We start from the raw sequence: 15895 nt of genomic DNA, 5'->3' as shown, positions 1-15895 counted from the left end.
CGGAAGCTCATGAAAAACATCGATATCGCCGGCCTCACTATCGGCAATGATTGTCCGCTGACATTCATCGCCGGCCCCTGCCAGCTGGAAACCGCAGACCATGCCCGGATGATTGCCGGGCAGCTGAAAGAAGCCTGCGACAAGGCCGGCGCCCAGTTTGTGTTCAAAGCCTCCTATGACAAGGCCAACCGGACCTCGCTGTCCGGCAAGCGCGGCCTGGGGCTGGACGAAGGACTGAAGGTGCTGGACACCATCCGCCGCGAATTCGGCGTGCCGGTGCTGACCGACGTGCACACCGAAGCGCAATGCGCCGTGGCGGCAGAGGCCGTTGATATCCTGCAAATCCCCGCCTTTCTTTGCCGCCAGACCGACATGCTGCTGGCGGCAGGCAACACCGGCAAGGCGGTGAACATCAAAAAGGGCCAGTTCCTGGCGCCCTGGGACATGGCCAATGTGGTGGCCAAGGTGGAAAGCACCGGCAACACCAATATCCTGCTGACCGAACGCGGCACCTCCTTTGGCTACAACACCCTGGTCGCCGACATGCGGTCGCTGCCGCAGATGGCGCAGGGCGGCTACCCGGTGGTGATGGACGCCACCCATTCGGTTCAGCAGCCCGGCGGCAAGGGCGGCTCCACCGGCGGCCAGCGCGAGTTTGCGCCGCTGATGGCGCGCGCGGCTGTCTCTCTCGGTATTTCAGCGGTGTTCATCGAAACCCATGAGGACCCGGACACCGCGCCGTCCGACGGGCCGAACATGATCTACCTGGATCAGATGCCGCAGCTTATCGGCAGCCTGATGCGCTTTGATGCGCTGGCCAAGGCCGATCCCATCCGTATTTGAACAAGCAAAGAGTTTTCAGAAATGACAAAACCCCAGTCCGAGGTGACCCCGAACACCTGGAGCTTTCTGCGCGACGCGATGATCAAGCCCACGGGTTTCCGCGAATATGACGCACGCTGGAAGTACCCGGAGGAGATCAACCTCCCCGGCATGACCGCACTGGGCCTGGGGCTGGGCACCCAGATGCGCAAGCGCGGGATCGAGCCAGTGATTGCGGTCGGCAACGATTACCGGGATTATTCGCTGGCGATCAAAAACGCCCTGATCCTGGGCCTGATGCAGGCCGGTATCCAAGTGAAGGACATCGGCCCCGCCGTGTCGCCAATGGCCTATTTCGCGCAGTTCCACCTGGATGTGCCTGCCGTCGCCATGGTCACCGCCTCGCACAACCCCAACGGCTGGACCGGCGTCAAGATGGGCTTTGAGCGCCCGCTGACCCACGGCCCGGACGAGATGGACGAGCTGCGTGACATCGTGCTGAACGGCGAAGGCCAGCCCGCTCCGGGCGGCTCTTACGAGTTCGTGGATGGCGTGAAAGAGGCCTACCTTGACGATCTGGTAGGAGATTTCAAAATGTCCCGCCCGCTGAAGGTGGTTTGCGCCACCGGCAACGGCACCGCCTCGGCCTTTGCGCCCGAGCTGTTCAAGCGCCTTGGTGTTGAAGTGGTTGAGAGCCACAACGAGCTGGACTACACCTTCCCGCATTACAACCCCAACCCCGAAGCGATGGAAATGCTGCATGACATGTCTGCCAGCGTAAAGGCCTCGGGTGCCGATCTGGCACTTGGCTTTGACGGCGACGGCGACCGCTGCGGCGTGGTGGATGACGAGGGCGAGGAGATCTTTGCCGACAAGGTGGGCGTGATCATGGCTCGCGACCTTTCCAAGATCTATCCGAACTCCACCTTTGTGGCAGATGTGAAATCCACCGGATTGTTTGCCTCTGACCCCGAGCTGCAAAAGAACGGTGTGACGGCGGATTACTGGAAAACCGGCCACAGCCACATGAAGCGGCGGGTCAAGGAAATCGGCGCGCTGGCCGGGTTCGAGAAATCCGGCCACTACTTTCTGGCAGAACCCATCGGCCGCGGCTATGACTGCGGCATGCGGGTGGCGGTTGAAGTCTGCAAGATGCTGGACCGCAATCCGGATCAGTCGATGTCGGACCTGCGCAAGGCCCTGCCCAAGACCTGGTCCACCCCGACCATGTCGCCCTATTGCGCAGATACCGAAAAATACGGCGTTCTGGAGCGGCTGGTGCAGAAACTGGTGGCCAAGCATGAGGCAGGCGACAGCCTTGCCGGCCGGGCGATCAAAGAAGTTGTCACCGTGAACGGTGCGCGGGTGATCCTGGACAATGGCTCCTGGGGGCTGGTGCGCGCGTCGTCCAACACGCCGAACCTGGTGGTGGTCTGCGAAAGCTCCGAAAGCGAAGACGAGATGCGGGCGATTTTCGCGGATATCGACGCGGTGATCCGCACCGAGCCGCTGGTCGGCGATTACGATCAGACCATCTAATCAGATGGGAAAGAGTGGTTTCGCCTGCTGACGCAGGCGACCGGCGCCCGCCTTCGGCGGGCGCTTCTTTCTGCTGAGAAGCGGTCTAAGTGCAAGTCTGCCCTTACATGCGCCAATTCGAGTGTAAGGCGCCTGCAGCCGGGTCAGATCAATCGCCACCCAGGAGTTTCAGCAACTGGTCCCGCGCTTCTTGTTCGATGCGCTGTTTCAGCACGTCGTTCAGGTCCTGCTCCGGCGCAATCTCTGTGTTCAGCTCTTCACTCAGCTTCTGACGCACCCGGTCCTTGGCTTCCTGCTCGATCTCGTCGATTTTCGGCTGCAGCGCCTGGCTCAGGTCCGGACGGATGTCCGGGTTTTCCCAAGGGCCGGTGATCCGCACCGGAATGGTCAGCACCTGATCACTGCCTGCCCGCACCAACTGGGGAATAAACAGATAATCCAGATCCCGCGCGCCCAGCCCGATCCGGCCCTTGCCTTCGGCCCGGAACCCCTTGAGCAGAACCAGAAGATCCTGGTTGCGCAGGTTGCCGCCGTCAATTGTGTAGCTGGCTGTCATCTGATCAAACACTGTGCTGCCGCCATTACCGCCCGAGCGCATCAGCTGCTCCAGATCGAAACCGGTAAAGAACCCCTTGCCCGCTTCCAGCCAGCCCTTGCCGTTGAGCGAGCGCATAATAGCGTCTACTGAGTTTCCGGCCCCCAGGAACTCCAGCTCCCCCAGCGCCTCGCCGTTCAGCCGGCTGTAGCCTGCGGTTTCGCCCAGGGCCCGCTCCAGCCTGATGCCGTTGAACGAAAGCTTGCCGCCCACCGACAGGCCATTGCGGTTGTTGGCAACCACCTGCCCCCGCACCTGGCCGCCAAACATGGAGGCCGGCAGGAACTTCAGCACCGCGCGGCTGCGCTCGATCGTCAGGTTCAGCGTGCTGGCTCCCAGGATCACACCGCCGGTATTCAAGCTGTCAAAGGACAGGTCAATGACAGCATCCGCCAGCCCCAGCGCCGAGGCATCAATCGCGCCCTTCGGCCAGCCCGCCGCGGCTGCCCCGCCGCTGCCAGAGCTGCCCGTCCCGCCAGCCAACGCGGAGAAATCCAGCGCGCCGCCGCGCAGTTGCGCAGTAATCTCCGGCCGCTTGTTGAATTCTGCATCCGCGGCGCCGGTCAGCTTGTTGCCGCCCAGCTCAACCGCCAGATCGCGCATCGACAGCCGACCGTCGGCGGTATAGGTCACATCGGCGCCGAACACGGTCTTTTGCGCCAAGGCATCCGGCAGGACCAGCCCCAGCGCGACACCCGTTTGCAACGCATCATCAGCGCCAAAGGTCAGCCGCCCGCTGGCCTGGCCGTTGATATCGGCATGGCCGTCAAACCGCCCCTTGCCGCCCGGTGCCGTCACCGTCGCCCCGATCGAGGACACCTTACCGGCCAGAAACGCTGCAAAGGTGCCGATCTCGGCATGCACCTCCACCGGCTCCCCCGCCGGGCGCAGGGTCGCCCTGGCGTTCACGGTGCCATCGGGTTCCGGCCACAGCAGGCTAAGGTCGATGTTGTTCATCTCCACCGGCGCTTCGCCATATGCTGCGTAGCGCAGCGAGGCCCCGGTCAGATCGACCGCTTCAATCCTGAGCGGCAGCGCTCCGCTGCTGCTTGCGGCCGGACCGCCAGAGGCTGGCGCGCCGCTGCCAAAGACCCAGTTGCCGATACCGTCCTCGTTGGTGGCCAGGTTCAGATGCGGCAGGATCGCCGAAATTTCCGTGACCCGCACGTCGCCCTGCAGCAGCTCTGCCGCCGCCACGCCGATGGTCAGACGCTCGGCCTGCAGCATCGGCTCGGGTCCCGCCCAGTCTGCATTGGACAGCGTCACCGCGTCCGCCTTGACCCCCAGCGTCGGCCAGAAAGTAAAGCGCACCTTGCCGCCGAACGCCAGCTTGCGGCCCGTCTGCGTCTCCAGCTGATCAGCCGCCAGCCGCGCGATTTTCTCGCCCGGCAGCAGCAGCACCAGCCCCGCCAGCACCACCACCGTCAGCACCAGCGCGGTCACAACCCGGATTATCAGCTTCATCAGCCCACTCCTCATGTCTTGTCCCCCTGTAGTCCAAGGGTCTTTTTGCCAGCTTACCGTCTGGTGGAGCGGGTGCAATGCAGGAAGCCGCTTCCTGCATCAAAGCTTCGCGCGTTTTGACCGCAGGATAGCCGTATCCGGAGAACAGGCCGAACAGCAGATAGGGCAGCCGCTGCCAGATGGAGCCGATCTTTCCGGCAAAATGCATCTCCCGGCGGAAAAAGAAGTGCTCGTCCACGGGGAGGCCTTGTTTGGTGAGGATATGGCGGACGGTGGTGCAGGCTTCGCGCGCGGTTAGAAGAATCTGCTTGGCTTGAGACCGCCACTTCTTCGCCTCAGCGGTGCAGAGAGCAACCTTGGCAGACACAGTTCCAGAAAATACCGGATATGCACCAGGACACACGAAACCCCGGAAACCGGCGGCACCTTCAAACGCTACATTGGCGTTGCTGCAGAAACTTTGCGCCCGCTGGCTACGGGCTTTGGCGCTCCGCCTTCAACACCAAACGAAGGGCAGGCGTTGCCCGGCCTTGCGGCCGTGCAAAGGGAAAATGCAGCCGCCGGGTACACAGGAGGTGTACAGAGGGGGTTCACACCTGACACCCCCGTTTTCCTTGCCTCTTGCCGCATTCCTGATATATGCGCGCGAATGATCAGTACCCCGTCCAGCAACCCGCCCAGCCTCCGCCCCGACCTTGCCCCCCGCCCACAGTTCGGTGATGCGCCGCGCCCGGACCAGCCGACCCTCGGCATGGTGTCGCTCGGCTGCCCCAAAGCGCTGGTGGACAGTGAGCGCATCCTGACCCGGCTGCGCGCCGAAGGCTACGGCATCTCGCCCGACTACGCCGGCGCCGACGCGGTAATCGTCAACACTTGCGGCTTCCTGGACAGCGCCAAGGCGGAAAGCCTTGAGGCGATCGGCGAGGCGCTGAAGGAAAACGGTAAAGTCATCGTCACCGGCTGCCTCGGCGCCGAGCCGGACTATATCCGCGAGCACCACCCGCGCATCCACGCGGTCACCGGCCCGCATCAGTACGAACAGGTGCTGGACGCGGTGCATTCCGCAGTGCCGCCTTCCCCGAACCCTTACGTGGACCTGCTGCCTGCGGCGGGCGTCAAGCTCACCCCGCGGCACTTCAGCTATCTGAAGATTTCCGAGGGCTGCAACCACAAGTGCAAGTTCTGCATCATCCCGGATATGCGCGGCAAGCTGGCCTCCCGCCCCGTCCACGCGGTGCTGCGCGAGGCGGAAAAGCTGGTCGGGGCCGGCGTCCGTGAACTGCTGGTGATCAGCCAGGACACCTCCGCCTACGGGCTGGACCGCAAGTATTCCAGCCACCCCTGGAAAGGGGAGGAGGTGCGCAGCCATATCCTCGACCTCTCCCGCGAGCTGGGCAGGCTGGCCCCGGCAGAGGACCTGTGGGTGCGGCTGCATTATGTCTACCCCTACCCCTTTGTGCGCGACCTGATCCCGCTGATGGCGGACCCCGGGAATGCGCTGCTGCCCTATCTGGACATCCCCTTCCAGCACGCCCACCCGGACGTGCTGCGCCGCATGGCCCGCCCCGCGGCGGCAGCCAAGACGCTGGACGAAATCCGCGCCTGGCGCGCGGCCTGCCCGGATATCACCCTGCGCTCCACCTTCATCGTTGGCTTCCCCGGCGAAACCGAGGCGGAGTTCCAGCACCTGCTGGATTGGATGGACGAGGCACAACTGGACCGCGTCGGCTGCTTCAAATACGAAAACGTCGAGGGCGCGCGGTCAAATGATCTGGCCGATCACGTGCCCGAAGAAGTGAAGCAGGAGCGCTGGGAGCGGTTTATGGAGAAGGCCCAGGCGATCTCCGAGGCCAAGCTGGCGGCCAAGGTCGGCCAGACCCTGCAGGTGATTGTCGACGACATCGACGCAGACGGCATCGCCACCTGCCGCACCAAGGCCGACGCGCCTGAGATCGACGGCAACCTGTTCATTGATGAGGGAGCCGACGGGTTGCAGGCGGGTGATCTGGTGACCGTTGAAGTTGATGAAGCCGGGGAGTATGATCTGTGGGGTAGAACACCTAGCTAATACAAAACCCAAAAGTGATTGCATGGCGCCACCAGATTTTTCGAAGCCAACGGTAGAAACACTAGGGAAAAGAGCCTCCTACACATGCTCCAATCCTGACTGTCGCCGTATTACTGTTGGCGCAACACGCGATCAAAAAGCTTCGATAGTTGGCGAAGCCGCTCACATTTACGGCGCGCGGCCAAAGGCTGCCAGATACTCGGACCAAATGAGCGATTTAGAGCGCGCTCAAGAAACGAACGGTATTTGGCTCTGCCGATCTTGCCACAAATTGATCGACGATGACGTAAAGCGATATCCGCCTGAACTACTTTTCAAGTGGCGTGAGGTGCATGACGAATTTACAGCCTCGCAATTAGAAAAAGCCGGTTCCTGGGCTCGGCTTGAAGTTCAAAAAGAGTTCTTCGACACTCACCCTAATTTAACACCGGCGGCGCGTCGCATTCTCGCCGACAAACCAGAATTTTGGGAAGGTCTTTTAACCCTTGAGTTGCTAAGATCAGCTATTAGTGATCCAAAGTTGAAAATGGCTGACCTATTGTCGGGCGCCTATGTCCCTCAGTTCAAAACCATCTCGAATGGGCATGAAGCAACTTTCTTTCAACGTAAATTCTTTGAACTTAACAAACTGATCGCTTCGTCAAAGCAAATATTTACAGCCCAACTGTTTACCTCTTGGGGAGAAGATGGGCATTCGGGGGATGAAACTGCCATCCTCCATATTGGCTCACTAATACAAAATCTGTCCAACGCCTTTGCAACGTGGGAGGAGGAAGTTCACTCCGTTTTTTTCGAACGTGAGGTTTTCCTCGAGACCAACGAAGTTCTCAAAGGATGCGGCAACCATAACTTCAAGCAGATTGAGAAAGTACAAGACCTTGTTGCAGAAGTTATTCAATCTGTTAACACCCACGAAGAAGCAAGGAGTTTGGACTTCAAACATACGATGGTCTTCGATTTCCCTTCAGGTTTTGATGATCGCTTCGAGAATGCCCTTAACTTTGCCAAACAAGAACTACTGTTCGATGAAATCTGAAAAAGTCAGGAAGCTCCATTATCCGAAGCGCCCTCCCGTGGGGAGGGGCGGGCGCTACCCGCGCTTTGCGCGGGCTTTGGGTTTTCCCTCCCCTCGCGCCAATTCCCTGCTACTCTCTCCCCCAACCGCAACCAGCCAGGGAGAGCGCCCAGCCATGACAGACACTCCGGAAATCGCCCAGAAAGCCCCCTTCCCCGTCGAAGTGACTGAGGGAAAGACCTATTTCTGGTGCGCCTGCGGCAAGTCGCAAAAGCAGCCGTTCTGCGATGGCTCGCACAAGGGCACGGCGTTCGAGCCGGTGAAATACAAAGCAGAAAAGGACGGCAAGCTGTTCTTTTGCGGCTGCAAGCACTCAGGCAAAAAGCCCTTATGCGACGGCAGCCACTCAAAGCTGTAACAGACCATCCCGCACGCCAAGAACGCCAGGCCTGCCAAGCCCGCCGGGCAGATCACGCCTGGCAGGCCACGCTGCGGCCTAAGGCATCAGCCGTTGGAATACACCCCCGGCGGGACAAAACTCTGGAACCGCAGGGGTGCAGTCATCGCGGCGGGTGGAGATCCACAGCGCGCAGGACTGGCTGCAGCCCGCACCGCGGCAGGCGGTCACCATCCGGGCATAGTCCAAACCGTTGAGTTGCCCGGTTTTCACCGCATGATCGAGATCGACGCCCGCGGCCTTGGCCACGGCGCGCAACAGCCACAGGTGGCGGAAAATATTGCCAAGGCTCCGGGCCTCCGCATCCATGTCCTTCACGCGCTGCGGCCCTTCAGCTGCAGAAGCTGGTCCGCATTGCGGCAGCCGGGCATCGGTGCTTCAGCGTGGTCATGGGCGGACAGAAAAGCCTCGCATTGATCCGTCGCGCCGCAGCCGCGGCAGCGGGTGATCATCGCGGCCCAGTCCGCGTGGCTGATATCCCCCGCGGCAAAGGCAGATGTAAGATCCGCCCCCACAGCCTGGCCCATCCGGGCCATCAGCCGCAAATGACACAAGGGGTCTCCCAATGGCCGCATGTTCGAACTCCTTAAAGAGACCGGAAGAAATCCGGAGCCATCAGGCCTGCTGCTCGTTCAAATAGCCAAGCAGATCGCGGTTGCGGCAGAAATCAGGCGCCTCGGCACCGGGGCGCGGCCCTTCGGCCAGCCACTTGCGGCAAGCCCCGACACCGCCGCAACGGCTGCAGCGCAGCACTGCCTCGGCGATCTCGTCAAAGCGCAGAGTTCCGGCAACGGCCGCTTCCTCAAGATCCAGCCCGACAGTGCCGGCCATCCGGTCAAACAGTTCGGCGTGCTTTTTCAGATCGGCATGGGTGGTCATCGCGCGGTCCCCGGAATCATTCATTTCGGGTACAGCTTAGCGGCAGGGCGCAGACGCCGATTTGATGCAGGTCAAACGGGACCGGGTTCAGGCGGATTTCCCGCCCAGGTGGCCGAGATACGCCCGCACCGCATCCTGCACCCGGCGGAACCGGTCGCCGCCCAGTTTCTTGCCGCCATACCAGCGGGTAACGATGATCACATGATCCTTCAGGCCTTCGCGCTCCATCATCCGCAGGATCACCATGCCCGCGCCGCTCTCGCCGTCATCAGCCTTAAGACCGCCCGAGGGCAGCATCGCAGCCCAGGTGTTGTGGGTCGCCTTGGCATAGGCGCGGTCAGACTTCAGCTCAGCCAGCACCGCGTCGACCTCCGCGCGTGAGGCGACCCGCGCCCCCGTCACTGCATAGCGCGAGCCGCGGTCGGTCAGCACCACACCCAGCATCTCCAGCGCGGGCGCAGCCTGATCCTTGGCAGTCATGCTCAGTTCAGCCCGTGGCGGTCGATGGTGGCCTGCACCACCCGCACCCGGTCCGGGTTGGCGGGATGGGTGCCCAGGAAACGGTCGCCGGGATCCGGCAGCCGGTTGAAGAAGCGCACGCCGATGCTGGGCCGGTAACCGGACTGATGGGTGATAAGGGTGCCCAGTTCATCGGCCTCCAGCTCAAAATCCTTGGAATAGGTGCGCGCGCCGACATAACCGCCCACATCCTGTGCGGTGGAAACTGTTGCCGCGCTGCCGCCCGCAAGGGCTGTGATCAGCCCTGCACCGGCGCTGACCAGCGCCGAATTCTGCGCCTGCCGCGCCAGATGGCCGCGAATGTGGTGGGCGGCCTCATGCGACATCACAAAGGCCAGCTCGTCCTGGTTGGCGATCTGCCCCAGCATCCGTTGTGTGAAGGTTATGATGGGCCGGCCGGAACGGTCGAGGCTTTGATAAGCATTGGGGGCCGCGTTGGGGTTCGGATCGATGCGGATCAGAAAATCGCAGTTCAGCCCCTGGGTCCGGCTGCGGCATGCGCGTTCAGCCACCGGCTCCACCCGCCGGGACACCGACGCAAAGGCGGTGCGCGCCTCCCCTGGCGCCATCCCCTGCACCCGCGGTGTCCGAGCAACCGGCGCAGATTGCGGCGCAGGCTCAATCGCCACATCACAGGCGCCGACGGCAAGAGCAATGAGACACAGAAAACGGCGCATGGCACTTCCTTTTGCAGTTCCGGGCTACTTTATCGCGCAAGGATGTCGGAAGGCAATCGCCCGGCAGCGGACCCTTGCTGCCAGATCCATGTGATAGTCTGTGATTGCAAGGCCTTGCCAGCAGCCAGGCGGCAGTGCAGGCTGGACTTATGTTTACCATAGAGCATGAATTCGACTCGACGGTTATTACCCTGGTGGATGAGGACGGAACCCCGCTCACCGAGGATGTGACCATCAATTCCTTCACCGAATGCGTGACGGTCGAACAATACGACCCGCGCACCGACAAAGTGCAGACAATCACCCTGTCCCATTTGCAGGTGCGGGATCTGGCCGCAGCGTTGGACCTGCCGGAGGGCGTCTACAGGCTTGTGCCAGGTGATGACTAGGCGTCAGGCCGGGCCGTTGTAGACAAAAACCTTGTCGCGCGAGGTTGCACCGCGGCGCAGGACCAGATTGGTCGCCGTAGTGCCCATTGCCGCGGCCAGCAGGCTGCGGACGGCGTCGTTGGCCTTGCCGTTCTCCGGTGCCGCGGTAACCGAAATCTTAAGCACGCCCTCTGCCGGCACAATCGCATTGCGCGCCGCCTTGGGCGCGGCCCGCACCGCGATTTCCATCCCCGGAACACACAGTTGGCTCAGATCCGGCAGGTCTTTCTTCTTCGGCTTTCCCATAGCACCACATTTGCCCTGTGCGGGCGGCAAAAACCATAGACTTTTCCGCTGCCCCGCAGCTACCACCGGGTCAACGAAGCCCAGCCCCGCCGCCTGCTGCCTTTGCAGCACAGGTGCAGCACGCAAGGCCCGTTGGATCTTGAAAAAACGCCACTGCTTGCCGAAATAGGCGGCAACAGATGTAAGAAGGTTTCACATATGCCCGCACGCAATGACGCTGCCCTTGAATTCCTGCTGTCGCGCCGCTCACGCCCGGCCAAAACGCTGGTGGCGCCTGCGCCGTCGCGCGAAGAGCTGCTGCCGATCCTGACCGCCGCCGCCCGCACGCCTGACCATGGCAAGCTGGAACCCTGGCGCTTTATCGTGGTGGAGCAACCCGCCATGGCGCGGCTGGCCGCCCTGGCCGAGGCGGCGGGTGCGCGCTTGGGCAAATGCCCCGAGGACATTGCCAAGGGCCGCAGCCAATTCGACCAGGGCCAGCTGGCCGTGGTGGTGGTCGAGGTGCAAAAACACAGCACCAAGATCCCGGCGCGGGAACAGACCTACTCCGCCGGTGCTGCCTGCCTGGCGCTGCTGAATGCCGCCCTGGCCTCGGGCTGGGGCGCCAACTGGCTCAGCGGCTGGGCCAGCCATGACCGCGGTTTCTGCCAGGCGGCTTTTGATCTGGCGGAAAACGAGCACATCGCCGGCATCATCCATATCGCCACCGAAAGCTCCGCCCCGCCTGAACGCCCGCGCCCGGACCTGGACTCCATTACAACCTGGGTGAGCGCATGATCTTCACCGCCTTCTTCAAAACGCTTGGCCAGACCGGCGACCCGCGCTTCCGCAAGGTGCTGTTTCTGGGGCTTGGCCTCACCATTGCCCTGCTGATTGCCGCCTATGCAGGCTTTTTGATGCTGATCCAATGGCTGGTCGGCCCCGAAGCCACCCTGCCGCTGCTGGGTGACGTCACCTGGGTCGATGATCTGCTGTCTATCGGCTCCCTGTTCTTCATGCTGGTGCTGTCGGTATTCCTGATGGTGCCGGTTGCCTCAGCCATCACCTCGATGTTCCTGGAGGAGGTCGCCCAGGCGGTAGAGGACAAACACTACCCCGCCCTGCCCCCGGCCGCCAAGGTGCCGTTCTGGGATGCGGTCAGGGACACGGTGAACTTCCTCGGCCTGCTGATTGCCGCCAACATCCTGGCGCTGTTTCTTTATGTGCTGTTCCCGCCCGCTGCACTGTTCATCTTCTGGGGCCTCAACGGGTTCCTCTTGGGCCGCGAATACTTTACCCTCGCCGCCGCCCGCCGCATTGGCACGGCAGAGGCCAAGAAACTGCGTCGCAAACATGCCACCACGATCTGGGCCGCCGGCACGCTGATGGCGATGCCGCTTTCGGTGCCGCTGGTGAACCTGGTGATCCCGATCCTGGGCGCCGCCACTTTCACCCATATCTACCACGCGCTGTCCCGCAGATAGGCAGCCGCCCCCGCGGCAGCCGGGTCAAGGCCGGCGCAGCCGCCGCGCGGCAGCGCGGTTCAGCCTTGATGCGGTTGCCGCGGGTTAAAAAAAGGAAACGGCGTCTTGAGAGGCAGACCTGCCTTTCAAGCGCTTCTCAGCAATAACACTTCCTATTTTCACAATGCGTTGCAGCCTGCTCCAGCCCGGCATGGGCTGGCCGCCACCGCGCCGCGCATCCGCGCGGCGCCATGCCCAACGGGCTGCGGCGCATTTCAATGCGTCCCAGCCGGGCGGGAGAGCCTGTGCTGTTGAAACAGATACCCGCGGTTCAGTCCCGCTCAGGCAGCATTCCCATCCAGTCGAAATCACGCACGCTGATCAGCTCGGACAGGATAATCCCGGCAGTAATGCCCCAAATCACCGCAGCCACGCCGGTGGTGATCCAGGCCTTCTCTTTAAGAAAATGCTTTTCCGGCGCGCCCGCGTGGGTGCCGGGCACCACATCGCCCTTGTCGCCCTGGGTCTCCAGCCGGATCGGGATGATCACCAGAAAGGTCAGGAACCAGATTACTGCATAAAGCACGATTGCAGATGTAACGCCCATAGCTCCGGCCTTCCGTTTTTGCCCTGCCCCGGATCCGGGGCAGGGTGCTCATAACGTCAAACTTCTTCGAGTTCCACCAGGCAGCCGTTGAAATCCTTGGGGTGCAGGAACAGCACCGGCTTGCCGTGGGCGCCGGTCTTCGGCTCGCCTGACCCCAGCACCCGGGCGCCTTCGGCCAGCAGGTGGTCACGTGCCGCCAGGATGTCCTCCACCTCATAGCAGACATGGTGGATGCCGCCGGCCGGGTTCTTCTCCAGGAAGCCGTTGATCGGCGAGTTCTCCCCCAAGGGATGCAGCAGCTCGATCTTGGTATTGGGCAATTCGATAAACACCACAGTGACGCCGTGATCCGGCTCGTCCTGCGGCTCGCCCACTTTGGCGCCGAGCGCGTTGCAGTACTGGGCGGATGCGGCCTCCAGATCGGGGACGGCAATGGCAACATGGTTCAAGCGGCCAATCATATCGGATGTGCTCCTCTCACAGACATTCCTCCGCCCCGCTTATGGGGTGGACGCTGCGCCGCGGCAAGTGCGCCAATCCGCACGGCAGCCTGCCACAACGGCAGAGCACGCGCTGTTAACGAGTAATTAGCCTCGAATCCCTAGCGTCGGAGCATATCCCGCAAGGAGGATACGTTATGGACGATTCGGAACTGTTTGCTGCCGCTCAACGCCTGCCCACCACCCGGCGCCCGCTATTGGGGCTGACTATCCTGGTGGTCGAGGACAGCCGCTTTGCCTGCGAGGCGCTGCGCCTGCTCTGTCTGCGCAGCGGTGCCCGCATCCGCCGGGCCGATTGCCTGAAATCCGCCCGCCGCCATCTGCAGGTCTACCGCCCATCGGTGCTGATTGCCGATGTCGGTCTGCCGGACGGTTCCGGCCTCGATCTGATCCGCGAACTGGCTGAGGCCAGCCCGCGCCCCGGCGTGATCCTGGCCACCTCGGGCGATCCAACGCTTGAAGAGGCCGCGCTTGAAGCAGGGGCTGGTGGTTTTCTGGAGAAACCGATTACCTCGCTTGCCGCTTTCCAGCAGAAAATCCTGTCAAATCTACCGCCCGACCGCCAACTGTCCGGCCCGCGCGCGCTGGATGACGAAACAGTGGAACCCGATTTCCTTGCCTACCGCGATGACATGGCCCATGCCGCCGATGTGCTGAACATGAACCAGGAAGAAAAGACGCTGGCATATCTGGCGCAGTTTCTGGGCGGCGTTGCCCGCAGCGCCGGCGACAACCCGCTTGCCGAGGCCGCCGACCGCCTGGCCCGTTCCCGGCGCAAGGGCAAACCGCTGACCCAGGATGCTGCAACCCTGGCCGGCCTTGTACAGGAACGGCTGGAACGCCGCGCGGCGATCTGACATGGCCGAAGCTTTTCTCATCGCCCTCGCCACGCTCGTCATTGTGCTTTACGGCCAAACCCGCCTGGAAGCCCGCGCCATCCGCCGTAACCGCGGGGGCACTGGCAGCCGCGCATTGATCCTTTCATCACGCAATCAGTAGGCCCTGCGCGCCACCATAGCCGCCTGCCGGTCTTGGCCGCATCCGATTGGACAGGGTGGCCCGCCACTGGTGTCGTAACCGCCTGCACTCCTTCTGTGGAAAGCTGACGGTACTCCGCTTGTCCAGCTGAACCCAGCCGGAGGATGTGTTTCCCCCGGCGGGCAACAACGCGCTGTTTGCAGTTTGGGAAACGCCAACCTGCTAAACGTCTGCGGACCAGCCGGGCGGCTATCGGCGTCTTGTTAAGCCAGATCAGCAAATCTCCCCCATACCGCACATTCTTCGGGCGTTCTCCCGCGCCCGCAGCTCAGCGGCTTGCGCCGCACCGCTTGGCGGCCTTGGGCCCGGCACCGCCTTTCAGGCGGTGCCGGGCCCAACGGCTCAGACCGTTCCCTGAACGGGTTGAGCGGACGGGAGAATCACGGCTCTTACAATAGCAAACCGGGATCCTTTGCCATCGCCAGCCCTGGAAACACGCTTGTTTCCAGATCGCTTTTCCGGGCACCTGCCAATCCATGCATTAGCCAGGCAAGATGCCGGCGCACATCCGCTGTCGGCATCAGATCCCGGCGGTCATAAAGATCAGCCTCCGCCAGTCCCGGCCAGCGCCCCAGCACCCTGCCGCCGCGGATCGCACCGCCTGCCAGCAGCATCGCACCGCCGGTGCCATGATCAGTGCCGCCAGTGCCGTTCTCGCGCACGGTGCGCCCGAACTCGGTCACAGCCGCCACCGCCGTCTTACCCCAGATCCCGTCCCCCAGGCCGCTGCGCAGCTTCAGGACGGTCTCCGACAGCCGCCCCAGCGCGGACTTCAGGCCGTTTGCCTGGCGGTAATGCGTATCCCAGCCATTGATCGAAAACGCCGCAATCCTGGTATCGCCGCGCAGCTGCTCCGCAGCATAAGCGGCAATCTCGGTATGTGCTCTCCCCTTCGGCGCGGCCTGCATCATGCCGCTGTCCCCGCCGCCGGCCTCTTCGGACCCCAAAGACAGATCCTGCCGGGTCAGCTCCAGCGCCTCATTCAATGCCCTGTGGAACAGCGGATCCTCTTCCATCAGCAAGCCTGCCAGCCGCTCGGCCTGCGGGCTCAGCGCCAGCCCCGCCCCCGGCGCCCATTGCGAGACCGGCGCCGCCCCGTCCAGCAGCAGCATCCGCTCCTGACCGATGGCAAAGGCGGTGCGCGCCTCCACTCCGGGCATCTGCTGCAGCAAACGGTTCAGCCAGCCGCCTCTTACGTCGCCCAATGCCGCGGTGCCCGCTTCCAGAATATCCTGGCCGTCAAAATGGCTGCGCCGGTCGCGGTAGGGGGTGGACACCGCCTGCACAAACCCCAATTCACCTGCACGCCACAACGGCAGCAACGGCGCCAAGCCTGGATGCAGGGCATAGAACCCGTCAAGATCAGCCGCCCCGGTCTGCGGTCCGCCCGACAGGGTCTGCCGCAAGCCGGCCAAAGCGGGGTCGCCGTAAGGCTGCACCGCATCCAGCGCATCCATGCCGCCGCGCAGAATGATCACCACCAGCCGCGTGTCCCAGGGGGCCGCGGCAAAGCTGACTGGCGTGACCAGCGGGCTGGCCGCCAGAGAACAGCCCAGCATGGCAGAACGGGTCAGCAGGGATCGGCGTGTCAGCTGCATG

General features: G+C 62.8%; 21 protein-coding genes. 10 read left to right on the top strand and 11 right to left on the bottom strand.

Translation table 11 applies throughout. The features are described 5' to 3' along the window. Positions 1-9 precede the first annotated feature (9 nt). Entirely contained in the window at positions 10-843 is an 834-nt protein-coding gene (gene kdsA, locus K3557_RS04465) for a 3-deoxy-8-phosphooctulonate synthase (protein WP_129370252.1), read from the top strand. 21 nt (positions 844-864) lie between these two features. Next, a complete protein-coding gene (locus K3557_RS04460) occupies positions 865-2361 on the top strand; it encodes a phosphomannomutase/phosphoglucomutase (protein WP_259997936.1) in 1497 nt (498 codons plus the stop codon). Positions 2362-2509: 148 nt separating this feature from the next. Here K3557_RS04460 and K3557_RS04455 read toward each other — a convergent pair whose 3' ends face one another. After that, positions 2510-4420 (bottom strand): AsmA family protein, encoded by a 1911-nt coding sequence (locus tag K3557_RS04455; RefSeq protein ID WP_259997934.1) that lies wholly within the window; start codon positions 4418-4420, stop codon positions 2510-2512. After that, positions 4314-4787 (bottom strand): hypothetical protein, encoded by a 474-nt coding sequence (locus K3557_RS04450; RefSeq protein ID WP_259997932.1) that lies wholly within the window; start codon positions 4785-4787, stop codon positions 4314-4316. The genes K3557_RS04455 and K3557_RS04450 overlap by 107 nt, the downstream gene beginning before the upstream one ends. Positions 4788-5069: 282 nt before the next feature. Here K3557_RS04450 and rimO point away from each other — a divergent pair, with 282 nt between their 5' ends. The 3 genes from rimO to K3557_RS04435 all read left to right on the top strand — a co-directional run bounded on the left by rimO (position 5070) and on the right by K3557_RS04435 (position 7921). Next, positions 5070-6488 (top strand): 30S ribosomal protein S12 methylthiotransferase RimO, encoded by a 1419-nt coding sequence (rimO, locus tag K3557_RS04445; RefSeq protein WP_259997930.1) that lies wholly within the window; start codon positions 5070-5072, stop codon positions 6486-6488. A gap of 271 nt (positions 6489-6759) precedes the next feature. Next, positions 6760-7524 carry a hypothetical protein gene (locus K3557_RS04440; protein ID WP_259997928.1) on the top strand — a complete coding sequence of 255 codons (765 nt, stop codon included), beginning with the start codon at positions 6760-6762 and terminating at the stop codon, positions 7522-7524. Positions 7525-7678: 154 nt separating this feature from the next. Further along, positions 7679-7921: a CDGSH iron-sulfur domain-containing protein gene (locus K3557_RS04435; protein ID WP_129370247.1), complete on the top strand. Its 243-nt coding sequence runs from the start codon at positions 7679-7681 to the stop codon at positions 7919-7921. Between the two features lie 78 nt (positions 7922-7999). On the opposite strand, the gene K3557_RS04430 is transcribed toward K3557_RS04435, so the two are convergent. The 5 genes from K3557_RS04430 to K3557_RS04410 all read right to left on the bottom strand — a co-directional run bounded on the left by K3557_RS04430 (position 8000) and on the right by K3557_RS04410 (position 10035). Then, complete coding sequence (locus tag K3557_RS04430) at positions 8000-8269, bottom strand: DUF6455 family protein (protein WP_259999553.1); 270 nt, start codon at positions 8267-8269, stop codon at positions 8000-8002. Positions 8270-8274: 5 nt separating this feature from the next. Beyond that, complete coding sequence (locus tag K3557_RS04425) at positions 8275-8535, bottom strand: DUF6455 family protein (RefSeq protein ID WP_259997924.1); 261 nt, start codon at positions 8533-8535, stop codon at positions 8275-8277. A 40-nt stretch (positions 8536-8575) separates the two neighbouring features. Continuing rightward, positions 8576-8839, bottom strand: a complete 264-nt coding sequence (locus tag K3557_RS04420) for a DUF6455 family protein (protein ID WP_259999551.1) — start codon at positions 8837-8839, stop codon at positions 8576-8578. A gap of 87 nt (positions 8840-8926) precedes the next feature. Further along, positions 8927-9319, bottom strand: coding sequence for a YigZ family protein (locus tag K3557_RS04415; protein ID WP_259997920.1), 393 nt, complete (start codon positions 9317-9319; stop codon positions 8927-8929). 2 nt (positions 9320-9321) lie between these two features. Next, complete coding sequence (locus K3557_RS04410) at positions 9322-10035, bottom strand: M48 family metalloprotease (protein ID WP_134830277.1); 714 nt, start codon at positions 10033-10035, stop codon at positions 9322-9324. Positions 10036-10184: 149 nt separating this feature from the next. Between K3557_RS04410 and K3557_RS04405 the strand changes: the two genes are divergently transcribed. Continuing rightward, positions 10185-10424: a hypothetical protein gene (locus tag K3557_RS04405; protein WP_129370243.1), complete on the top strand. Its 240-nt coding sequence runs from the start codon at positions 10185-10187 to the stop codon at positions 10422-10424. 3 nt (positions 10425-10427) lie between these two features. Here the strand turns inward: K3557_RS04405 and K3557_RS04400 are convergent, their stop codons facing one another. Next, positions 10428-10709: a DUF167 domain-containing protein gene (locus K3557_RS04400; protein WP_259997918.1), complete on the bottom strand. Its 282-nt coding sequence runs from the start codon at positions 10707-10709 to the stop codon at positions 10428-10430. Positions 10710-10907: 198 nt separating this feature from the next. Between K3557_RS04400 and K3557_RS04395 the strand changes: the two genes are divergently transcribed. Next, on the top strand, positions 10908-11486 hold the full coding sequence (locus K3557_RS04395; protein ID WP_259997915.1) for a nitroreductase family protein: 579 nt from the start codon (positions 10908-10910) through the stop codon (positions 11484-11486). Then, complete coding sequence (locus tag K3557_RS04390; protein ID WP_259990964.1) at positions 11483-12172, top strand: EI24 domain-containing protein; 690 nt, start codon at positions 11483-11485, stop codon at positions 12170-12172. The genes K3557_RS04395 and K3557_RS04390 overlap by 4 nt, the downstream gene beginning before the upstream one ends. A 310-nt stretch (positions 12173-12482) precedes the next feature. Here the strand turns inward: K3557_RS04390 and K3557_RS04385 are convergent, their stop codons facing one another. Then, a complete protein-coding gene (locus K3557_RS04385; protein WP_259997913.1) occupies positions 12483-12758 on the bottom strand; it encodes a DUF1467 family protein in 276 nt (91 codons plus the stop codon). 56 nt (positions 12759-12814) lie between these two features. Further along, positions 12815-13219: a methylmalonyl-CoA epimerase gene (mce, locus tag K3557_RS04380; RefSeq protein WP_259997910.1), complete on the bottom strand. Its 405-nt coding sequence runs from the start codon at positions 13217-13219 to the stop codon at positions 12815-12817. 176 nt (positions 13220-13395) lie between these two features. On the opposite strand from mce, the gene K3557_RS04375 reads away from it, so the two are divergent. After that, on the top strand, positions 13396-14115 hold the full coding sequence (locus tag K3557_RS04375; protein WP_259990959.1) for a response regulator: 720 nt from the start codon (positions 13396-13398) through the stop codon (positions 14113-14115). Position 14116: 1 nt separating this feature from the next. Continuing rightward, positions 14117-14257, top strand: coding sequence for a hypothetical protein (locus tag K3557_RS04370; RefSeq protein WP_259990957.1), 141 nt, complete (start codon positions 14117-14119; stop codon positions 14255-14257). Between the two features lie 428 nt (positions 14258-14685). On the opposite strand, the gene K3557_RS04365 is transcribed toward K3557_RS04370, so the two are convergent. Further along, positions 14686-15894, bottom strand: a complete 1209-nt coding sequence (locus K3557_RS04365; protein ID WP_259997908.1) for a DUF1501 domain-containing protein — start codon at positions 15892-15894, stop codon at positions 14686-14688. Position 15895 lies beyond the last annotated feature (1 nt).

It is taken from the genome of Leisingera sp. M523, from assembly GCF_025141335.1.
Classification (GTDB): domain Bacteria; phylum Pseudomonadota; class Alphaproteobacteria; order Rhodobacterales; family Rhodobacteraceae; genus Leisingera.
The sequence above is the reverse complement of the archived record's forward strand: the minus strand, read 5'-3'. Positions and strand labels throughout refer to the sequence as shown.